The organism is Agrobacterium sp. 22-226-1 (genome assembly GCF_053522345.1).
The window spans coordinates 203,635-222,519 of the sequence record NZ_JBNWCP010000002.1; the positions used below are offsets into that span (position 1 = coordinate 203,635).

20 protein-coding genes and 1 pseudogene are annotated in these 18,885 nt (G+C 60.7%); 10 read left to right on the top strand and 11 right to left on the bottom strand.

The features are described 5' to 3' along the window. Window positions 1–56 precede the first annotated feature (56 nt). The 6 genes and pseudogenes from ACQZ5K_RS03905 (at window position 57) to ACQZ5K_RS03930 (ending at window position 2,250) form a co-directional block, all read left to right on the top strand. The gene (locus tag ACQZ5K_RS03905) at window positions 57–227 is read left to right on the top strand and encodes a hypothetical protein (protein ID WP_175422106.1); all 171 of its coding nucleotides are present in this window, start codon (window positions 57–59) and stop codon (window positions 225–227) included. Window positions 228–508: 281 nt separating this feature from the next. Then, window positions 509–718 carry a cold-shock protein gene (locus ACQZ5K_RS03910; RefSeq protein ID WP_003508146.1) on the top strand — a complete coding sequence of 70 codons (210 nt, stop codon included), beginning with the start codon at window positions 509–511 and terminating at the stop codon, window positions 716–718. Between the two features lie 100 nt (window positions 719–818). Continuing rightward, window positions 819–926: pseudogene (locus tag ACQZ5K_RS03915) on the top strand (30S ribosomal protein S21); the annotation flags it as partial. 43 nt (window positions 927–969) lie between these two features. Next, window positions 970–1,185, top strand: a complete 216-nt coding sequence (locus tag ACQZ5K_RS03920; protein ID WP_080821088.1) for a hypothetical protein — start codon at window positions 970–972, stop codon at window positions 1,183–1,185. Window positions 1,186–1,281: 96 nt separating this feature from the next. Beyond that, a complete protein-coding gene (locus ACQZ5K_RS03925; RefSeq protein WP_175422107.1) occupies window positions 1,282–1,419 on the top strand; it encodes a hypothetical protein in 138 nt (45 codons plus the stop codon). A gap of 543 nt (window positions 1,420–1,962) precedes the next feature. Further along, the gene (locus ACQZ5K_RS03930) at window positions 1,963–2,250 is read left to right on the top strand and encodes a hypothetical protein (protein ID WP_137004552.1); all 288 of its coding nucleotides are present in this window, start codon (window positions 1,963–1,965) and stop codon (window positions 2,248–2,250) included. 370 nt (window positions 2,251–2,620) lie between these two features. Here ACQZ5K_RS03930 and ACQZ5K_RS03935 read toward each other — a convergent pair whose 3' ends face one another. Then, window positions 2,621–3,718, bottom strand: a complete 1,098-nt coding sequence (locus tag ACQZ5K_RS03935; protein WP_137004553.1) for an acyltransferase family protein — start codon at window positions 3,716–3,718, stop codon at window positions 2,621–2,623. A gap of 311 nt (window positions 3,719–4,029) precedes the next feature. Here ACQZ5K_RS03935 and ACQZ5K_RS03940 point away from each other — a divergent pair, with 311 nt between their 5' ends. Beyond that, window positions 4,030–4,266 (top strand): acyl carrier protein, encoded by a 237-nt coding sequence (locus ACQZ5K_RS03940; protein WP_003520197.1) that lies wholly within the window; start codon window positions 4,030–4,032, stop codon window positions 4,264–4,266. Window positions 4,267–4,279: 13 nt separating this feature from the next. Here ACQZ5K_RS03940 and ACQZ5K_RS03945 read toward each other — a convergent pair whose 3' ends face one another. The 4 genes from ACQZ5K_RS03945 to ACQZ5K_RS03960 all read right to left on the bottom strand — a co-directional run bounded on the left by ACQZ5K_RS03945 (window position 4,280) and on the right by ACQZ5K_RS03960 (window position 8,549). Beyond that, entirely contained in the window at window positions 4,280–6,238 is a 1,959-nt protein-coding gene (locus ACQZ5K_RS03945; RefSeq protein ID WP_137004554.1) for a MacB family efflux pump subunit, read from the bottom strand. Window positions 6,239–6,241: 3 nt separating this feature from the next. Further along, a complete protein-coding gene (locus tag ACQZ5K_RS03950; RefSeq protein WP_137004555.1) occupies window positions 6,242–7,465 on the bottom strand; it encodes an efflux RND transporter periplasmic adaptor subunit in 1,224 nt (407 codons plus the stop codon). A 22-nt stretch (window positions 7,466–7,487) separates the two neighbouring features. Continuing rightward, window positions 7,488–7,784, bottom strand: a complete 297-nt coding sequence (locus ACQZ5K_RS03955) for a hypothetical protein (RefSeq protein WP_137004556.1) — start codon at window positions 7,782–7,784, stop codon at window positions 7,488–7,490. Between the two features lie 126 nt (window positions 7,785–7,910). Beyond that, complete coding sequence (locus ACQZ5K_RS03960; protein ID WP_137004557.1) at window positions 7,911–8,549, bottom strand: hypothetical protein; 639 nt, start codon at window positions 8,547–8,549, stop codon at window positions 7,911–7,913. A gap of 202 nt (window positions 8,550–8,751) precedes the next feature. On the opposite strand from ACQZ5K_RS03960, the gene ACQZ5K_RS03965 reads away from it, so the two are divergent. Next, window positions 8,752–9,483 (top strand): response regulator, encoded by a 732-nt coding sequence (locus ACQZ5K_RS03965; RefSeq protein WP_210241513.1) that lies wholly within the window; start codon window positions 8,752–8,754, stop codon window positions 9,481–9,483. Continuing rightward, the gene (locus tag ACQZ5K_RS03970) at window positions 9,480–10,742 is read left to right on the top strand and encodes an ATP-binding protein (RefSeq protein ID WP_137004559.1); all 1,263 of its coding nucleotides are present in this window, start codon (window positions 9,480–9,482) and stop codon (window positions 10,740–10,742) included. Before ACQZ5K_RS03965 ends, ACQZ5K_RS03970 begins: the two co-directional genes overlap by 4 nt. Window positions 10,743–10,744: 2 nt before the next feature. On the opposite strand, the gene ACQZ5K_RS03975 is transcribed toward ACQZ5K_RS03970, so the two are convergent. The 6 genes from ACQZ5K_RS03975 to ACQZ5K_RS04000 all read right to left on the bottom strand — a co-directional run bounded on the left by ACQZ5K_RS03975 (window position 10,745) and on the right by ACQZ5K_RS04000 (window position 17,732). Beyond that, on the bottom strand, window positions 10,745–11,869 hold the full coding sequence (locus ACQZ5K_RS03975) for a glycoside hydrolase family 88/105 protein (RefSeq protein ID WP_137004560.1): 1,125 nt from the start codon (window positions 11,867–11,869) through the stop codon (window positions 10,745–10,747). A gap of 8 nt (window positions 11,870–11,877) precedes the next feature. Beyond that, window positions 11,878–13,431: a polygalacturonase PglA gene (gene pglA, locus ACQZ5K_RS03980; protein WP_137004561.1), complete on the bottom strand. Its 1,554-nt coding sequence runs from the start codon at window positions 13,429–13,431 to the stop codon at window positions 11,878–11,880. A 115-nt stretch (window positions 13,432–13,546) separates the two neighbouring features. Then, on the bottom strand, window positions 13,547–14,815 hold the full coding sequence (locus tag ACQZ5K_RS03985) for an ABC transporter substrate-binding protein (RefSeq protein ID WP_065656160.1): 1,269 nt from the start codon (window positions 14,813–14,815) through the stop codon (window positions 13,547–13,549). Between the two features lie 43 nt (window positions 14,816–14,858). Beyond that, window positions 14,859–15,959: an ABC transporter ATP-binding protein gene (locus ACQZ5K_RS03990; RefSeq protein WP_137004562.1), complete on the bottom strand. Its 1,101-nt coding sequence runs from the start codon at window positions 15,957–15,959 to the stop codon at window positions 14,859–14,861. A 2-nt stretch (window positions 15,960–15,961) separates the two neighbouring features. Further along, complete coding sequence (locus ACQZ5K_RS03995) at window positions 15,962–16,846, bottom strand: carbohydrate ABC transporter permease (RefSeq protein ID WP_137004563.1); 885 nt, start codon at window positions 16,844–16,846, stop codon at window positions 15,962–15,964. Between the two features lie 4 nt (window positions 16,847–16,850). After that, window positions 16,851–17,732 carry a carbohydrate ABC transporter permease gene (locus ACQZ5K_RS04000; RefSeq protein ID WP_137004564.1) on the bottom strand — a complete coding sequence of 294 codons (882 nt, stop codon included), beginning with the start codon at window positions 17,730–17,732 and terminating at the stop codon, window positions 16,851–16,853. Between the two features lie 212 nt (window positions 17,733–17,944). On the opposite strand from ACQZ5K_RS04000, the gene ACQZ5K_RS04005 reads away from it, so the two are divergent. After that, window positions 17,945–18,871 carry an AraC family transcriptional regulator gene (locus ACQZ5K_RS04005; RefSeq protein ID WP_137004565.1) on the top strand — a complete coding sequence of 309 codons (927 nt, stop codon included), beginning with the start codon at window positions 17,945–17,947 and terminating at the stop codon, window positions 18,869–18,871. The last annotated feature ends 14 nt before the right edge of the window (window positions 18,872–18,885 follow it).

Consider the following 18,885-nt stretch of genomic DNA (forward strand, 5'->3'; position numbering starts at 1 on the left):
GGAAACGGAACCCGCGCCTTTTCCCCAGCGTTTTCCCACCAAAAGGAGGACGCGACATGACGAAGAAAACGAAGCCGAAAACGCTCGACAAAGGGTCTTCCAGCCCGAACGAGATTCCTCCCGCCGGCCCGCACGCCAAACCGTCCCTCACCGACTATGACAAGACGCCCGGCGCAGGCAGCCTGCCGGATGACGGTGCGAAAGACGTGTCTCCCGGCGGAGGCTGATGCGCGCGAAACCAAAGGCCGCGCCAAACCGGGCGCACGTTTGGGTCAGCAGGAAATAGCACCGTGAACCAGATACTTAGCCAATGATAGGTCGCTCGCCGGTGCTTTTTCCTTCAATGCCCATTGCAAAATCAAAAATTGCGCCTATATTTTCTTCATCGACCATTGCTTGTGACGTCGTTCTGGAACAGACTGTTCCCCGTCGGATTTCCTCTCAAATAATCGATCTTATCCCGCAAGGTATCGCGGGAACCACAACGATTCTACGAAAGGAAATCGTTATGAACACTGGTACTGTAAAGTGGTTCAACGCCACCAAGGGCTTCGGCTTCATTCAGCCTGACAATGGCGGCACGGACGTTTTCGTTCACATCTCCGCTGTTGAGCGCGCTGGCATGCGTTCGCTGAACGACGGCCAGAAGATTAGCTACGAGATCGTCCAGGACCGTCGGTCCGGCAAAAGCTCGGCTGATAACCTTCAGGCAGCTTGATATTCGTCATTTGACCCCGCAGACCACGGATGTACTGGCTGCAGGTTAGAATGATCGTGAGAGGTCGGGTCAAAGCCCGGCCTTTTGTTTTTGGGCCAGGGAAAAGCGCGTCCGCGAAGAAGCGGAAGCCATGCGCCACCGCCGCAAGAGGGCAAAGAAGAAAATTCAGCGCGAAGGGCTGCTGCCCGCCCCCCCAAAAAGGTTACGCGCCCCTAGCCGTCCGATACCGCTCTTCCATAAAGGAGAATGCCATGGCCGCGTCAAAGGAAGCTTTTTTCAAACCCGGCAAACTATCCGCACAGGACAGGGCGTCATTGACGGATAACGCCGCAAAGCAGATCATAAACGCCGAGGCCGACCAGCGCGCCCGCAAAACGGAACGCCTTCGCCAGCTTCGCGAAGCGCAGGAAGCGACGATTATCCCCGACGCGCCGGTTTCCGCAAAAAAACGATCCGGCAAGAACTGACTGGCCGGATTTCCAGCATCGCCCGCTCGAACAGGCCTTGAACGGATTGTCTCATAGCCGCTCGAGGCCGCATCAATCCAACAGGAGGAGGACACCATGGCCAAGGGTCAATTGCGCAGCAACAAGGAAATCCGCAAACCGAAGAAGGACAAGACGAAAGCACCTGCCGCGCCGCCCGCCGGTTCGCAGGTCAAATTCGCAAACGCCACGACAGCAGATAGCAAAAAGAAATAGGCACCAAGCGGGCCGACAAGTCACGGCGAATAAAAGCATCGCCATCCATGCCGGACTTGTTTTGGCCACATTGCCCATTTAAACAGCTCTCATGGCAACTGCTGGTGAGCGCGAATGAAATCGACGTTCGCAGTTGTTTTAGTCGCTTCAGACTTTTGACCACGGATGTACTGGCACTGGTGTTGAGAGCGATATGAGGAAGGTCGGTGCAATATTGCCCCGGCCTTTTTTGTTGCCTGCGGCAGCGGCTGCTGCGTTGTCTCCGTTAACGGAATTAGCTTGCCTATTCCCCCTAAACGGCGCAAGCTTCTCCATCGGTAATTAAAGGGCGTTGCCGCCGTCAGGCCTGTTGCACTCCCAGCCCTGTCCCGCCTGTTGCCCGGCGGGCACGATCCTTATTCACGCGACATGCATGACGGAACGGCCCGGGAACGGTTTCCCCGACGTCGCCCGCGTTTCAAGGCGTTGAAGCGTCCCCGCACCATCTCCCGATTGAGGCGCGACGCTCCGGCTTTTGCGAACCCCACAAGAAAGGAGGACGCCATGTCTTCCGCATATGAAAATTGCATCATCACATCGCAGGACCTGAAAATGCTCCAGTCGGTGCTGGAAGGTCTCGGTTACGATCGTCACACCATGGATGACGAAGCCATTCTTTACAACAATGCCGCCCGCAAGGTGATCGAGCTCTTTCAGGATGGCTTGACCGACCCTGCCGATATCTCCGAGGAAATGCTGTTCCTGTTCGGCGTTCACAAACATGAACGCGTCAAACCGTGGAAACCGCTGCCGCGTTACGCCATTCAGGGTCTGCCGCCCCTTTACCGGTGATTGGGCTTGCCGCCCTTTCCGTGGCGGCCTTCAAAATCACCGATGAAAATAACGGCTTGGCAAAAGCCGTATATCAGGCAACACTGAAATTGAGCGTCCCGCGCGCGATCAGGCGTGTCCCGGGAAGCTTGGGTATGGAATGTGCACCCTGTGCGTAGCGGGACCATAACCGGTCTTCGCGAGGCTGGCGTTGTTTCCCATGCCGGTAAGTTTTGCGTCTGCGTGGAGGTGAGTATGACGTATGACTGGAGCGGCCGCAAAATGCGCCGCATGCGAGCGGCGAAACTGACGATCATCAGCCTCGTCGCAGCTTTCGTGCTGACTGCCCCGATTTTCGCCCATTATTGAGGTTTGCAGCCGCAAGGCAGGGTCATACCGGCTGGCGGATTTCACTCCGCTTTCTCAACCGGTTCTTCAGCCATTTCTGAACGGGCTGATCGTAATGGACCGTCAGCCACCATGACAGGCACGTCGTGGCGATGAGGAAAACAATTCCGGCCGGCAAAGCCAGGTTTTCCCGGTGCACCGCCGGGATCAGAAGCTCCGTCCAGGCCAGAAGCGGAATATGCAGCACATAGACCGCATAGGACGCCGTGCCGAGAAACACCGACACCATTCCGACCCCGCGCCCCGGAACCGTCTTGCTGGCGACGAACAGCAGCAGCGGCCAGACGACGAGGACAACCGCAAGATCGAAGAACGGCCGAAGCTCGCGCAACATGGGCACGGCCAGAATGAAACAGACCAGCAGAAGGCAAAGCGCCGCCTGAAAAGGTTTGAACTGCGGTGCGCGATTGCGGAAACGGTAAATCAGCACGCCGGCAAAAAACGAGAAGAACACCCGCCCCATGCCGGCATACATTTCATGCCAGCGAAAACCGGCATGCAGACGGCCGAACTCGGCAGCAGCCACCATCAGCACAAGGGCGCTGACAATGAGCACCGCGGCGGTCTGTTTCATCGTGGCCCGGACACCGAAGCGGGCGTAAAACGCATTCACCACCAGCTCGTTGAAAAGCGACCATGCCGGGCTGACGAGAAACAGCGCGCCGTTCAGAGTGAGCGTGAAGGGTGCCGGCAAAAAGAGCAGCCCCGTTACCAGGGCGAAAGCAAGCTCGCCGGGATCGATAAGACGATGCAGATCGTCGATCGGCGTCGGCAGGCCCAGCACGTAGAGGCAGATGAAATATGCCGCCATCAGGGCCAGCGCCAGCCCATAAAGAGGGTAAAGACGTGCGAAGCGCGCCTTCATGAAAAAGCCTGGCGTAATCGCCCCTTCGGCCAGTTTCCGGCTATAGGCATGCGCGAGCACAAAACCGCTGAGCGCAAAGAACAGATCCACGGCGAGATAGCTCGAAGCCGTGCTTTTCCCGAACAGGTCTTCGGCATGGCGGTGGACGATAAAAAGGGCGGCCACGCCCCTTATGCCGTCGAGCAATATGAAGCGTTCCGGGGACGACTGGACCATGGCATGAGGCTCGGTGTGGCTGACGGATTTAAGGTTCACAGGTAACGAGCTTTACCGCGTTGCGGTTCACCGCTGCCAGTCACAAACTGTTTAACGTGGCGAACGTCCCATATTATTATGGAATACTAACGGGTGATCGACACCCTTTCGCGGCTGCGAAAGGCGTGCTACGTCCGGATGTCATCGATCTTCCGAGCCTTTGACTCTGCGGCCTGTCCTTTCGAAATTCAGCTTGATTTCGCTTGGATATCTTCGGCGCAAATTCAGATGGAGCGGAATTAGACGGCAGGCAACTTTCGCGGAGTCTTACCATGTCCACCATTGCAGAACGTATCAGAAAAATCATCGTGGACCAGCTTGGCGCAGACCCTGCCACCATCGTGGACGAGGCCAGTTTTGCTGACGATCTCGGTGCGGATTCGCTCGAGACCGTTCAGATCGTCATGGAAATCGAAGAGGAATTCGGGGTGGAAATTCCAGATTCCGCCGCAAGCACGATCCTGACCGTTGGCGACGCCATCCGCTTCGTCGAAAAAAACAAGGCGTGACCGGCGGGGGGATTTACCCAGCAGACAAAGCCGCGACGGGATCGAGTTTCGACGCATTGCGCGCCGGCAGATAACCGAAGACAACACCGATCAGCGTCGAGCAGACGAAGGCGGCGATGATTGACGTCGTGGAATAGACCATGGCGAAATTGCTGCTGAAGGCGGAGAAAAGCGCGCCAAAGCCGAGGCTGCCCAGCACGCCCAGCGTACCGCCGATGATGCACACAAGCACCGCCTCGATGAGGAACTGCCGCAGAATATCGGTGCGCCGTGCGCCGACCGCCATGCGCACGCCGATTTCCGATACGCGTTCAGACACGGAAACGAGCATGATGTTCATCACCCCGATGCCGCCGACCAGCAGCGAAATCACCGCAATGGCGGCGATCAGAAGGGTCAGCGTCTGCGTGGTGCTGGTGATGGTCTGGCGGATATCGTCGGTATTGAGAATGTAGAAATCTCGTGTGCCGTGCCGCTGGGTCAGAAGAGTCGTCACCGCCTGCTCGGCGATTGAGGCATCGGTATCGTCACTCACCTGCACCGTGATGCTGCGCAGCGACAGGCTGCCGAGAAAGCGCGACTGGACGGCGGTATAGGGCAGGTAAAGCGACAGGTTCTGGCTTGAGCCGAAACCGCCCTGCTGCGCCTGCGTGACGCCGACGATGCGGGCCGGCACCTTGCCGATGAGAATGACCTGGCCGACAGGGGTGCCATCGAAATCCGCAAACAGCGATTTGCGGGTATTTTCGTCGATCACCACTTCCTGCGCCTTCTGCGCGACGCTTCCGCCATCGAAAAAGCGGCCCTGCGACAGCTTGGTGCCCTTGGCGACGAAATAACGCTCGCTGACGCCGTTCACCAGCGCATTCGCCTCCTTCGCGCCGAAGCGCACCGTGCTGGAGGTCGAGACCGTCGGCGTGACCGCCGCGACATAGGATTGCTTGGCAAGCGCTTCGGCATCGGAAACGACGAGCGTGGTGATCTTGCCCGACCTTATGTCGCCGAAATCCTTGCCGGCGAAGATTTCAAGCGTGTTGGTGCCGAGGCTTGATATGTTCTGCAGCACCCGCTGCTGCGACCCCTGCCCCAGCGCCACGACGCTGATGACCGAGGCGATGCCGATGATGATGCCGAGCATGGTGAGAAAGGTACGCAGCTTGTGCGCCCGCATCGACAGAAGCGCCATGCGCAACGCCTCGCGCAGAGACGAAACGAGACCCGCGAGACCCGAAGACCCGCCGGAAACGGCAGCGGGTTTGGCATCGTCCTGCGGTACGGGCGTTGCATCCGCACTGCGGTCGGAAATGATTGTGCCGTCGCTGATTTCGATGATCCGCCCGGCGCGTCTGGCAATCGACATGTCATGGGTAACGATGATGACGGTGCGGCCTTCAGCATGCAGCTCGCCGAGGATGCGCAGCACCTCGTCGCCGCTGGCGCTGTCGAGCGCGCCGGTCGGCTCGTCGGCAAGAATGATCTCGGCGTCGTTCATCAGGGCGCGGGCGATGGAAACGCGCTGCTGCTGGCCGCCGGAAAGCTGGCCGGGACGGTGATCCAGACGTTCCGCCATGCCGAGGCGACCAAGCAGCCTTGCGGCATTGTGCCTGCGGTCGGCCTGCGTCGTGCCGGCATAGATCGCCGGAATTTCGACATTGCCGAGCGCCGTCAACTCGGCCAGCAGATGGTAGCGCTGGAAGATGAAGCCGAGATTTTCGCGCCTGAGCGCCGAAAGCGCGTCGGCATCGAGATTGCCCGTTTCCCGGCCCCTGATGCTGTAGCTACCCGATGTCGGGCGGTCGAGGCAGCCGAGAATATTCATCAGCGTCGACTTGCCCGACCCGGACGCGCCGACGATCGCCACCATCTCACCGGCCTCGATGGTGAGGTCGATATTCTTGAGCACGCTGATCGTGCCTTCGCCGGAGGGATAATCCCGCCGTACGGATTTAAGCGAAATCAAAGGTTCAGCCATGCTTCAAAGCCCCATCGGCGGGCCGCCCGGCCCCGGCATGGCGTTTGTGGCGGTGTCGACGGAACGCTCGCCGGTCACCACGCGCTCGTTTTCGGCAAGGCCGGAACGCACTTCCGCCGTGACCTTGTTGTTGAGCCCGATTTCGACCTTGCGCTCGGAAACCCTGCCATCGGCGCCGGCCACGCGCACGGCATAGCTGCCGTCGCTGTCCATGCTGCCAAGGGCTGCCGAAGGGACGGTCAGCACATCCTTCGCTTCGCCGAGAACGATATGAACCTCCGCCGTCATATAGGTACGCAGCTTGCCTTCCGGGTTCGGCACTTCGAACACGCCATTATAATAGATCGCCTCGGAGGACGACGTGCTGGAAGAGGACGAGCTGGAGGATGAAGAGGTCGAGGAACTGAAGCTGGAATCGCTGCGCACCGATTCCGGCGCCGGCTCTATCGAGGCAAGCGTCGCGTCGTAACGCTGCTGCGGCTCACCCAGCACCGTGAAATAGACCGGCAGGTCCGGCTTGACCCGCGTTACATCCGCCTCGGAAATTTCCGTGCGCACCGTCATCCGGTCGAGCTGGCCGAGGATGACGATGGTTGGCGCGGATTGCGTGGCGTTGACGGTCTGCCCTTCCTGGCTGACGATCGACAGAACCGTGCCTTCGATGGGGGCTGTGATCTTGGTATAGCCAAGATTGGCCTCGGCCGTTTCCACCGCGACCTGCGCTTCCTCGATCTGGGCGCCGATGGCTTCGATCTGCGCCTCGGTGACGGCAAGGGCTGCGGTGGCGCTTTCGAAATCGGCGCGGGAGGCGGCGTTCTTCGACACCATCTCCTGCTGACGGGCAAGGCTCTGGCGGTTGAGAAGAAGCGTCGCCTGCTTCTCCACCCGCTGCGCCTTCACGTTCGCCAGGGCCGCCTGCGCCGTGCGCAGACTGTTCGTCTGGGTAACGGAATCGATTTCGGCGATCAGATCGCCCGCCTTGACGGTATCGCCGAGCGCCACCCTGACGGCGGTGATGCGGCCGGAGGCCTGCGCGCCGACGGCGACAAGGCGAACGGGTTTCAGCGTTCCCGTCGCCAGCACCGTCTGCTCGATATCGCCGCGCGTCACCGGTGCGGTGATATAGCCGGGTGTGGCCGCCCGCGTATATTGCGAGGACAGCCAGTAGCCGCCCACAGCGAGAGCAACAACCGCCAGCAATGCGCCTGCCTTGCGTGCCGTTTTCATCTTGATGTCCTGTCCAGCCGGTTCACTCGAAGGAAGAAACCGGCGTCATGTCGCGTTTCACGAGGATGAACCCCCTGTCCGCTTCGATCCATTCATAGGCAGAAGCGGATTTCCGCGCCGCCGCCTTGCGGCAGGTGCTGCGAAGACGTCTGGAATCCGTCTTCTCGCGTTTATCCTTCGCGCAGGCGGGCTGACGCCGCTGTTCTTCCTGGCGGGATTTAGCCGCCGGCTGTTGCACGGGCTTGTCCTTCGCCGCGGCCACCGACCAGGCAAAGCTCAAACCAAAAGCCGTTGCCAGCACCAGATAAAAATATCTCATCATCGTCTTCCTGCTTGAAAATCACGCGGGGGATCGCAGGCGTGCGATCCCCCGGCTCCAGCCGTTGCCGGCTGATTTCCTCCTTTACTGGGGGGCAGATTAAAGGAGGAAACTTCGAAACTTGCCTCAGCCCCGTTCCGCCTCGGGAACCGGCGGTCTCAGGTCGCCATGCGGGCGAGCAAAACCGCCGCGCTCTGCGGGGCCATGACGCGGGCCGGGAGGCGGAGGCGGCATCAGGGCACGCTCGAGCTCGGCAAGCTTCATCACCTGCTGCGGCGAAAGCTTCGGTTTCAGCGCCGCAATGGCGTCCTGCAGGGCTTTGGCCTTTTCCGCCTTCTGCGCGATGATGCCTGCCAGTTCCTCTCCCGCAAGACGCGGCTCGGGCTTGGCCTTGCCTTCACCCGGCACTGGCGGCGACGGATTGCGCTCCGGGCCGGGAGAAACGAGATCGATCAGCGCCGTGGTATAGGCGCGCCAGGGACCGAGCTGCTCCGGCGTGACGCCGAGATAGATTTCGGCCGCCGAAAGCTTCGTCGCCAGCCCGAGAACATCCGGGCCCGGCATTCTGCGCATATGCGGCGGCAGCGGCCTTTCATCCGGACCGCGATCCGGGCCGATGTCCGGGCCGAGATCGGGATTGGCGGGCGGCGGCGCAGCCTGTTCGGTCGTGCGGGGTGCGGGCGCATTCTCTTCCGCCGCCTGCGCGGCGGCGGAAACGCCCATGGTTGCTGTCGCGATGGCGGCGGCCAGTAGCGAGTTTCTCATCTTACCTTCCTTCCGTTTTCCAACATGAAAGGACGATAGGAGCATCGCGTTTCCGGCTTTGGTCCGAATGTTTCCGGGCTGCTTCCGCAAACCGCCTATTTGTAACCGAATGTTGCCAGGACGGCCCCGGCAAGCTTTCGTTGCAAAAATCCGCCGTTTCTTTTCAGCGCTTATGTATAGTGGCATCAAAAGGTTGGACGATATGACGACAGTTTCGGTGACACATATATTGATCGTCGATGACGATCCGGAAATACGCACATTGCTCGCGAAATATCTCAGCTCGCAGGGGTTCCGCGTGTCGATGGCCGCCGACAGGCGTGAGTTCGAGGAAAAGATCGCCAGTTCCGATCCCGACCTCATCGTGCTCGACGTGATGCTGCCCGACGGTTCCGGCCTCGATATCTGCCGCGATCTGCAGGGCCGCCGGCCGCGCACGCCGGTCATTCTCCTGACAGCGCTGAAGGAAGATGTCGACCGGATCGTCGGGCTGGAAATCGGCGCCGACGACTATCTCGGCAAACCCTTCAATCCGCGTGAACTGACGGCGCGCATCAAGGCCGTGCTGCGCCGCGCCACACCGCAGGAAGCGCCCCGCGCCTCATCCGCCGCCTATGGTTTTGCGGATTTCACCGCCGATCCCGAGCAGCGCTCCGTCATCCGCGCCAGCGGTGAAAAGATAGATTTGACGGGAGCTGAATTCGATCTGCTGAAAGTCTTTCTCGACAGGCCCGGTCGGCTTCTCTCCCGCGATCAGCTTCTCGATCTCACGCAGGGCAAGGATCGCGGACCGTTCGACCGCTCCATCGACGTGTTGATGAGCCGCTTGCGCAAGAAGCTGGACGCCGACACCCAGACGCCGATCTTCAAGACCGTGCGCAATGGCGGTTACCAGATGACGGTTCAGGTCAAAACCCTGCCGGTGCAGCGATGAGCTCGCTTAGAAACCGCATCACGGCGCTGATGATCGTCTCCATCATCGCGGTCATCGCGCTTGCGACTTTTGTGGCCGACCGGACATTGCAGCCGCCGCCGCCTGACGCCACCATCGAGCCACTGGCCCGCAGCCTCGCCTTTGCCGTGACCATGGCCGAGCGTGATCCCTCCCTGCAGCAGCCCGGTTATTTCCAGATCAAACAGAAACCGCCGGAAGGCGATCTCGACGGCATGCTTTCGGAATTTCTGGAAAAGGCGTTGGCCCGCGTCGGAGAGCCGCGCACCGCCATGGTCATCCGCTCGCCGGGAAATCCTGCCCCCGTGGCGGCTATCGCGCTGGAGAGAGGCGGCTGGCTGGTCACGGAAATCCCGCATATGGGTCCGCCGCCGGGCGGCTGGAAAATTTTCGGGATGTGGATAGGGCTGATCATTCTCGGCAGCGCCGCCGTTTCGATCTTTGCCGCGAGCAAGATCACCCGCCCGCTCGACATGCTGGAAAATGCCGCCGCCAGCATCGGGCCCGATGGTTCGCTGCCGCACCTGCCGGAAACCGGACCGGGCGAAATCCGCGCCACTGCGCGGGCGCTGAACGAACTCGCCACCCGCCTGAAGGCGGCGATGGAAAGCCGCATGCGCCTCGTCGCCGCCGCCGGCCACGATCTCAGAACCCCGATGACCCGCATGCGGCTGAGGGCGGAATTCATCGAGAACGACGAGGAACGGGCCAAATGGCTGGCGGACCTCGAGGAGTTGGACGCCATCGCCGACAGCGCCATTCTTCTGGTTCGGGAAGAAGTCAGCCAGGACAGCGTCAAGACGATCGACATCGGTACGCTTCTCAGCGAGATCGTCAGCGATGTTTCCGATCTCGGTCACGCGGGTGCGCTCGACTTCATCGAGCCGGAAGCCGCCATGACCATCAGGGCGGCCCCGCTGGCGCTCAAGAGAGCCCTGCGCAACCTCATCCTGAACGCCGTTACCCATGGCAAGAAGGCGCATATCGATCTGACCGGAGACGACAGCGAAATCGTCGTGACGATCAGGGATGAAGGCCCCGGCATTCCGCAGGAACTGATCGGGCGGGTTTTCGAACCCTTCTTCCGGGTGGACCTCGCGCGGCGTAAATCAATCCCCGGCGTGGGTCTTGGTCTTGCCATCGCCAGGGAAATCATCGAGCGCTTCGGCGGCACGATCACCATCGCCAACCACAAGAAACAGGGCCTGATCCAGACCGTGATCTTCGCAAGGGCGGCGTGACGTCACGCCACTGAAACAGCCTGCGCCTGCGGCTTGGCCAGAAGCAGGCTTTCGGCATAGGCCATCATCAGCGGCCCGACGCCCTTGGCATCGTCGGACACCACCGGCTCGGTCAGATAATATTCCGGCGTTCCATCGCGATAATTGCCCTCAAAGCCGCCAAGGCCCGCGACATGAACGATGCCGGTGAGGCGCATCACGCCCTCTTCATCGGCTTTCAGCCGGGTTTCAAGAAGCGCCTCAAGCGCGCGGCGACCCGCCGAAAGGGCGGCATTCGCCTCTTTGCCCTGCACGAGCTTCAGCCGCACTGCGTGCAGCAAGGCATAGGCAAACATGGCCGAGGCGGATGTTTCCTCGTAATTGCCCGCAAGGCCCGGATTGTCGAGAACCTGCATCCAGAGCCCTGTCTCGGTCTGCCGTGCGATGATGCCGGCCAGGAGCAACCGCGTCTTGTTGCGAAGCACCGCCGTCGCGCCGTCATCCGGCAGGATGGCGAGCGCATCCACCAGCGCCATGGCGAGCCAGCCGACCGCGCGCGCCCATATGGCGGGAGACTTGCCGCTTTGAGGATCCGCCCAGCGCTGGCTGCGGCTGTGGTCGTAACCATGGGCATAGAGCCCACCGCTATCCTCGGTCGCCGCGAGTGCCGCTGAAAACTGCCGCAGCGCATCGTCGACCAGTTCCGCCCGGCCCGTCGCCTGCGCATATTCGATCTGGAAAGGAAGCCCCATGTAAAGCCCGTCCAGCCAGACCTGATGCGGATAACGCTTCTTGTGCCAGTAATTCCCGGATGCGATGCGCGGATGGCTGCGCAGTTGCCCCGCCAGATGCTCCGCCGCAGCGAGGTAACGCGGATCACCCGTTTCCGCCGCAAGGGGAAAGAGGACACGGCCGGCGAGGATATGGTCGATATTATATTCCTGCGGATCGTAACCGGCGAGCGTGCCGTCTGGCGCTATCTGCGCATCGGCCAGACGGTGCAGATGATCGTTCCAGCGCGCCTCGCCGGTGGCCTCGAACAGCTGCTGCAGGCCGCGATAGACGCATCCATCCTCGTAACACCAGCTTCCGCCCTTGTAATGTTTATAGAGACTGGAGAATTGATCAAAATATTCAGTGGCTTTCATCGGTTTTCTCAATCGGAATCTGACACAATGGAAACGGAAGCATCGCTCAGCAGGGCGGGATTATCGCAGACTATATGCGCCTGCTCGAAAACAATCGCCTCGTGGCGCATGGGACGCACCCGGTCGGCCATGATCGGCGGCGTCGCAATAGCCGACGGATCGTGCGAGACGATGGTGAGATTGCGGATGGCGATGTTGCGGATGGGCGCTTCGGCAAGGCCTAAAAAAGCGCCGGCGGCATGGGATAGGTTGCGAATTTCGACGTCCTCCACGCTAATGCCGTCGATAAAGGGCGTGCCGCCATCGACCGGCGCCGGGTTTCGCGACTGCACCCAGTCGTCATGTCCATCGGCATCGCAATGGTAATGGGCATTGGCGGAAAGCGCGGTCTGCACGCCATCCAGCAGCACCCGGCGCATGGCGATATTGCTGACGGTGCCGCCCCGCCCGCGCCGTGTCTTGAGGCGCAGACCGCGATCCGTGCCGACCATGTCGCAATCCTCAACCGCCACGTCATGCACGCCGCCGGACATTTCCGAACCGATCACCAGCCCGCCATGGCCGCGCTGCATCAGGCAATGGCGCACCCGAATGCCGCGCGTTTCCGCAAGATGATCGTCCTCGCCATCGGGGCCGCGCTTTCCCGCCTTCACCGCGATGCAATCGTCGCCGACGGAAAAGCGCACGCCTGATATCGTGACGTTGCGGCAGCTTTCGGGGTTGAAACCATCGGTGTTCGGGCTGTCATGGGGTGCGACGATGCTGAGGCCGGCGGCAATCAAGTCTTCGCAGCCCTGCGGATGGATCGTCCAGGAGGCGGCGTTTCGGATGGTGAAACCGAGCAGGTTTGTCTTCCGGCAGGAAACGAGATGCAGGCCGCGTGGCCGGCGCGCGCCGTCGCGGGTTTCTTTCGGCCAGCTCCACCAATCGCCGCTATCGCCCGAACCCTCGAGAACGCCCCTGCCCTCGATGACGAGATTGTCGGCCGCGATGGCATGAACCGGCGCGGCGAAACAGGCATCCGGCAAGCCTTCCCAGCTTCCGAGCATACGGCCTGCCTCATCGCGGGCAGGCAGGATCGGCCAGCCCCTGCGGGTGGAGGGCGCGCGCAGCACCGCTCCTTCGGCAAGGTGGAAGGTCATGTTGCTTTTCAGGCGAACGGGAAAGGCTGTCCAGAGACCGGCCGAGAGACGTAATGTGCCGCCCTGCGGCACCGCAGCCACGGCTCTTTCCAGCGCCTGCGCATTGGCGCGCGCACGCGTCTCATCATCGAGCGCAACATCCGGCATCAGGGAAAATTCCGCAGCCTCGACAAGCCCGGCACAGGGGGCGGTTCTGAACTCCAGCCGTCCAAACCCCTCCGCTTCGAAGACATAGCGCGTATCCGGGGAGAGATCAGGCAGCAGCGTCACCACGGTCGCGGTTTCGCCTCTCCTTTCGGCGCCATCCGCCGACGTCAGATGCCATGCCGTTTTGGACGGAAGGAAATGGCGAGCGCCGGGCACGGCAAGGCAAAGCGCTGCCGTTCGCGCCGAAGACGCGATGATAAGGGGTTCGTTCATGCTCTTTTCTCGTCTTTGGTGCCTGTCCGGCCAAACCTTTGGCGGACACGCCTCACATCATCCGGCATCCGGATAGGGAGCCTGCCGCCATGGAGGCGACGGCAGGCCATTGTCGTCAATCGAATTTGGCGAGAACATCGTTGGTCGTATCGATGATCTGCTCGGCCGCCTCTTCCGCCGTCAGCTGGCCATAGGCATATTCCTCAAGCGTATCGATGAAGCCCGAGCGGATTTCCGGGTGTTCGTTGAAGGGTGACACCACCGGTCCCGATGCCGCCATGACGATGGCGTTGGCGGCCCGCACCTCCGGCTCGCCCTTGTCGCCGAGACGCGCCGCCGCTGCCTTCGAGGCGGGCAGGCCGCGTGAGGTGCCGAGCGCATCAATCCCTTCCGGTTCGTTCAGCAGGCAGTTCAGGATTTGGGCGGCCGCTTCCGGGTTCTTCGAATTTTTCGAGATCGAAAACACCATGGAGGGCTTGCGATAGACGCCCTCTGTTACGGCATCGGCAAGCTTCAGCATCGGGAACGGTTTCAGAACCTGCCCTTCCTTGAGCGGATCGGCATATTTCGAATAGGTCGAATCCCATTCATAGGAACCGGCGATGCGGCCTTCGGACCAGGACGGCTTTTCGTAAAGATTGACGTTACCGTCGGCCGCTTCCTCTTTCTGGGAGCGGATGGAGCCGGTTTCGACCAGCTTGCCGACGAAAGAGATACCCTCGGCCAGCTCCTCCGGCGTCCAGGCCACGCGGTTGGTCTTAGGATCGACCAGATCCTTGCCGGTCTTCTGCACGACGGCCAGCGTCACCAGCAGCTGGGCAGTCTCCTTGACGGCATTGAAGGTGTAATAGTCCTTGCCGAGCTTTTCCTTGATGGTTTTCGTTGCCGCGAAAAACTCGTCCCAGGTCTTCGGAATTTCAACGCCGGCCTTTTCGAAGGTGGTGGCGTTGAAGAAGAAGACGCGGCCGGTGGTGGAAACGGAAAGCCCCTGCAGCACGCCGTTCATCGAACCGGCGTCCAGATCGCTCTCGGCCCATTGCGAAAGATCGAGCGGCTTCAGCTGGCGCAGATCGGCAAAACCTTCGCCGTTCTTGGAAAACAGCGGCAGCCACGGCCAGTTGACCTGAACGATATCGGCTTCCGTCTTGCCCGCCATCTGCGTGGTAAGCTTTTCCAGATACCCGTCGAAGCCGGTGAATTCGCCCTTCACCGTGTGGCCATATTTCTCGCCACAGGCGGCAATTGCCTTCTGAGTGGCGACATGACGGCTTTCGCCGCCCCACCATGACATGCGCAGTTCCGCAGCACCCGCCGCCGGGGCCGTCGCCATCGCCACATAGGCTGCACCGGCGAGCATCGCCATCATTCTTGTCATCGTCTTCATTGTTCTTCTCCTCCTCGAAAAATCAGGCACGCCCGTCCCCTCCTCACAGCGAGACGTTGCGGCCATCGGCCTTGTCGAAAATATGCAGTTTCTCCGGATCCGGCTTCAGTCGCAGGATGCCGTCGCGCCCGAGCGCCTCGAATTCCGCCGCGCCAACGACGCTGACGACCTTCTGACCGCCTAGATCGGCGTGCAGATAGACCTCGTGGCCCATGAATTCCGCATTGGTGAGTTTCGCCTGCAGCGCCGGGCCATCCGTCTCCCCCGCCAGCGAAAAATGCTGCGGGCGGATGCCAATGACGGCATCCGCGGGTCTCGCCGATAGCCGTTGCTCCAGATGCGCGCCGATCGGCAGCCGCTGGCCAGCGATGACGAACTCCGCGCCCTCGATTGCCACGTCCACCAGGTTCATTTCCGGCGTGCCGATGAAGCCGGCGACGAAGAGATTGGCGGGATGGTTGTAAAGCTCCTTCGGCGTCGCGACCTGCATGATGCGGCCGGCCTGCATGACGCAGATACGGTCGCCCATGGTCATGGCCTCCGTCTGATCATGGGTGACGTAAATGACCGTCGAGGACAGGCCTTCCGCCTTCAGCTGACGGTGCAGATCGGTGATGCGCACCCGCATGGAGGCGCGCAGCTTGGCATCGAGATTGGACAGCGGCTCATCGAACAGGAATACGCCCGGCTTCTTGATGAGCGCGCGGCCCAGCGCCACACGCTGCGCCTGCCCGCCGGAGAGCTGCTTCGGCAGACGGTCGAGCAGCGGCTCGATTTCGAGAATGCGCGCGACATTGTCGATTGCCTTTTCGATCTCGGGCCTGGCGACACCGGCGATCTTCAGGCCGAAGGCGAGATTGCCGCGCACCTTCATATGCGGATAAAGCGCATAATTCTGAAAGACCATGGCGATGGAGCGCTTGCCGGGCGGCAGGTCGTTGACGCGCTGGTCGCCGATCAGGATTTCGCCGCCGGTGATTTCCTCCAGCCCCGCCACCATGCGCAGCGTCGTGGATTTGGCGCAGCCGGAAGGGCCGACGAACACCATGAACTCGCCATCCTCGACGTCGAGATTGATGCCGTGCACGGCCTTGAAGCTGCCGCCATAGACTTTTTCGAGATTTTTAAGTTGAACGCTTGCCATTTTCAGCCCTTGACCCCGCCAGACGAGATCCCTTCAATGAAATACCGTTGCGCCGCGAAGAACACGATCAGCGCAGGCGCGATCGTCAGCACCGACATCGCCAGGATGCGGTTCCATTCGAAGGCTTCGGTGGTGTCGATGGAGAGTTTGAGCGCGAGGCTCACCGGATATTTGTCGACCGAGGACAGGTAGATCAGCGGCCCTAGAAAGTCGTTCATCGTCCACATGAACTGGAACAGGCAGACCGAGATCAGCGCCGGAGCCAGCATCGGCACGACGATGTAAATCAGCGTCTGCAGGCTGTTGGCGCCATCCACACGGGCGGCCTCTTCCATGTCCGATGGCAGCGAGCGCAGGAACTGCACCAGCATGAAGACGAAGAAGGCATCGCCGGCGAGCGCGGACGGCACCCAGAGCGGCAGGAAACTGTCCAGCCAGCCGAGATCGCGAAACAGGATATATTGCGGAATGCGGGTAACGACATTCGGCAACAGCAGGATGGCGATGACCGAGCCGAACAGGATCTTTTTCAGCGGAAAATCGAAGCGAGCAAAGGCATAGGCCGCCATGGTGCAGGAGATCGCCGTGCCGATGACTTTCGGCAGGATGATCAGGAACGAATTCCAGAAGAACCGGCCGAACGTATAGGGCGTCGAGGTTTCCCAACCGCGGATGTAACCATCCAGCGTCGGATTATCGGGAATGAAGCCGGCGCCGGAGAAGATTTCCGAATTGGTCTTGAAGCTTGCGCCCACCAGCCAGATCAGCGGGTAGAGCATGAGGAGGCCGACCGCGAAGAGAAGCACATAACGGACAGAGGTGGAGACGAGTCTGAGCCGCGCCCGGCGGGCCGCCTGCATGTCGTTTAGGGTTGCGATATCGGTCATGGCATCAGTTCCGCTTGTCGCCGGCGTAATAGACCCACTTCTTCGACGACCAGAAGGCCACGAGGGTCAGCACGGTGATGATGGTGAAGAGCACCCAGGCGATGGCGGAGGCATAGCCCATGTTGAACTTCTTGAAGGCCTCGTCATAGATATAAAGAGGCAAGAGATAAGTGGACTTCAGCGGCCCGCCCTGTGTGATGATGTAAGGGCCGTTGAACTCCTGAAACGCCTGCACCATCTGCATGATGAGATTGAAGAAGATCACCGGCGTCAGAAGCGGCAGCGTGATGAAGAAGAAGGTCCGCACCTTGCCCGCGCCATCGATGGCGGCCGCCTCGTAAAGCGACTTGTCGATGGATTGCAGCGCGGCGAGGAAGATCACCATGGCCGAACCGAACTGCCAGCAGCGCAGCAGCGTGATGGTGAAAAGCGCGTTGCCGGGATCGCCGAACCAGTCCACCGGCGACAGGCCGATCGCGGCAAGCGCCATATTGGCAAGCCCCTCGCTTGCGAAGATGTAGCGCCACAGAACCGCAATCGCGATGGAGCCGCCGAGAATGGACGGCACGTAAAAGGCGGTGCGGAAGAAGTTGATGAATTGCAGCTTGTAATTGAGTATGGCCGCAATGAATAGCGCGAAGGCAAGCTTTAGCGGCACCGTCAGAAACACGTAGAACAGGGTAACGTTCAGCGATTTCATGAAGGTGCGGTCGCGGGTGAACAGCCGCTCGTAATTGGCCAATCCTGCCCAGCTGGGTTCGCTCATCAGATCGTAACGGGTGAAGCTGAGATAGAGCGAGCCGAGAAACGGGATGGCCGTGAAGACCAAAAGCCCGACGATATAAGGCGTCAGATATCCCAGCCCGAGGAAGCGCTGAGATTTCATAAAGCTTCTCCCCGCGCTCCAGCGGAACGCGAACGACAGAATACAATTTCGTACAAGTGATTCTCCCGGAACAGGCAGCGGCACGCGCGTGATGGCGCAATTTCTCGCCGCGACCGATCTCCTCCCTCATTGATACGGCGCGTAAAAGCAATTTATGCGGTGACAAAACCAAATTTCCGCGCCAAGGTGAATTAACAAAGACGAGGAAAAAGATGGACGAAATCGAAGGTGGCATTCTATCGTCCGTTCCGCCTGCGGCGCTCAACCTCAACCTGACGCGCGCAACGATCAAGATGGAGCATTCGCGCACCTGGCAGATCGACAAATCCAACCAGGTGGACGATCTCATCATCTGTCTGGAAGGGCGCGGGCATTATCTCGTCGATGGCGAGGCGCGGGTGCTGGAGCCGGGTGACGCCATGCTGATTTTCCGGGGACAGCGCTTTGTCGGCTGGAACGAGCAGGCCGTCACCTATCGCGGGGTGGCGCAACATTTCACGCTGGATATTTACGGACGCCACAACCTGATCGCGCAGATGGACCTGAAGCCGAAAGTGAAGCTGAGCCGCTGGCCGCTCTTGGAACCGCTGGTGCGCCACTACCGGCAGAGCGCCCCGCCCTCCTCCGTCACACTTGGCCAGCATCATCTTTTCATGGTGCTGCTCATCGCCTTCATCGACGACGCCTTCCTCGGATGGGTGGACCGACCGAGTTTCCAGCCGGAAGGCACGGAAGGCCTCGACCTTGCGGTGATGAAGGCGATCACCATGATTTCAGCCAATCCGCTCGACCCCGACATTGCCGGCCGGGCGACCGAAGCGGCTCCCTATAATCGCGATTATTTTCTGCGCGAATTTCAAAAACGGGTGGGACGGACGCCGCGTAAATATCAGGAGTTCAAACGCATGGAGCGCGCCATGCATTTTCTCGAGGCGGGGCTTTCGGTTACGGCAGCGGCCGCCGAAGTGGGCTATGGCGACCCCTATTATTTCTCGCGCATGTTCAAACGGACATTGGGGTTAAGCCCGCGCGACCATATGAACCGCATACGCCGCAGCCGGCACGGCAATCTCCTGGCCTTTGACGAACACGAGCAGCAGAGGCTGCTTGCCACTGAAACGGAAAAGGCCCCGGCATAACGGGGCCTTCTCGT

Coding starts and splice junctions, on each gene's coding strand:
- ACQZ5K_RS03905 (WP_175422106.1), top strand. CDS start 57: ATGACGAAGAAAACGAAGCCGAAAACGCTCGACAAAGGGTCTTCCAGC.
- ACQZ5K_RS03910 (WP_003508146.1), top strand. CDS start 509: ATGAACACTGGTACTGTAAAGTGGTTCAACGCCACCAAGGGCTTCGGC.
- ACQZ5K_RS03920 (WP_080821088.1), top strand. CDS start 970: ATGGCCGCGTCAAAGGAAGCTTTTTTCAAACCCGGCAAACTATCCGCA.
- ACQZ5K_RS03925 (WP_175422107.1), top strand. CDS start 1,282: ATGGCCAAGGGTCAATTGCGCAGCAACAAGGAAATCCGCAAACCGAAG.
- ACQZ5K_RS03930 (WP_137004552.1), top strand. CDS start 1,963: ATGTCTTCCGCATATGAAAATTGCATCATCACATCGCAGGACCTGAAA.
- ACQZ5K_RS03935 (WP_137004553.1), bottom strand. CDS start 3,718: ATGGTCCAGTCGTCCCCGGAACGCTTCATATTGCTCGACGGCATAAGG.
- ACQZ5K_RS03940 (WP_003520197.1), top strand. CDS start 4,030: ATGTCCACCATTGCAGAACGTATCAGAAAAATCATCGTGGACCAGCTT.
- ACQZ5K_RS03945 (WP_137004554.1), bottom strand. CDS start 6,238: ATGGCTGAACCTTTGATTTCGCTTAAATCCGTACGGCGGGATTATCCC.
- ACQZ5K_RS03950 (WP_137004555.1), bottom strand. CDS start 7,465: ATGAAAACGGCACGCAAGGCAGGCGCATTGCTGGCGGTTGTTGCTCTC.
- ACQZ5K_RS03955 (WP_137004556.1), bottom strand. CDS start 7,784: ATGAGATATTTTTATCTGGTGCTGGCAACGGCTTTTGGTTTGAGCTTT.
- ACQZ5K_RS03960 (WP_137004557.1), bottom strand. CDS start 8,549: ATGAGAAACTCGCTACTGGCCGCCGCCATCGCGACAGCAACCATGGGC.
- ACQZ5K_RS03965 (WP_210241513.1), top strand. CDS start 8,752: ATGACGACAGTTTCGGTGACACATATATTGATCGTCGATGACGATCCG.
- ACQZ5K_RS03970 (WP_137004559.1), top strand. CDS start 9,480: ATGAGCTCGCTTAGAAACCGCATCACGGCGCTGATGATCGTCTCCATC.
- ACQZ5K_RS03975 (WP_137004560.1), bottom strand. CDS start 11,869: ATGAAAGCCACTGAATATTTTGATCAATTCTCCAGTCTCTATAAACAT.
- pglA (WP_137004561.1), bottom strand. CDS start 13,431: ATGAACGAACCCCTTATCATCGCGTCTTCGGCGCGAACGGCAGCGCTT.
- ACQZ5K_RS03985 (WP_065656160.1), bottom strand. CDS start 14,815: ATGAAGACGATGACAAGAATGATGGCGATGCTCGCCGGTGCAGCCTAT.
- ACQZ5K_RS03990 (WP_137004562.1), bottom strand. CDS start 15,959: ATGGCAAGCGTTCAACTTAAAAATCTCGAAAAAGTCTATGGCGGCAGC.
- ACQZ5K_RS03995 (WP_137004563.1), bottom strand. CDS start 16,846: ATGACCGATATCGCAACCCTAAACGACATGCAGGCGGCCCGCCGGGCG.
- ACQZ5K_RS04000 (WP_137004564.1), bottom strand. CDS start 17,732: ATGAAATCTCAGCGCTTCCTCGGGCTGGGATATCTGACGCCTTATATC.
- ACQZ5K_RS04005 (WP_137004565.1), top strand. CDS start 17,945: ATGGACGAAATCGAAGGTGGCATTCTATCGTCCGTTCCGCCTGCGGCG.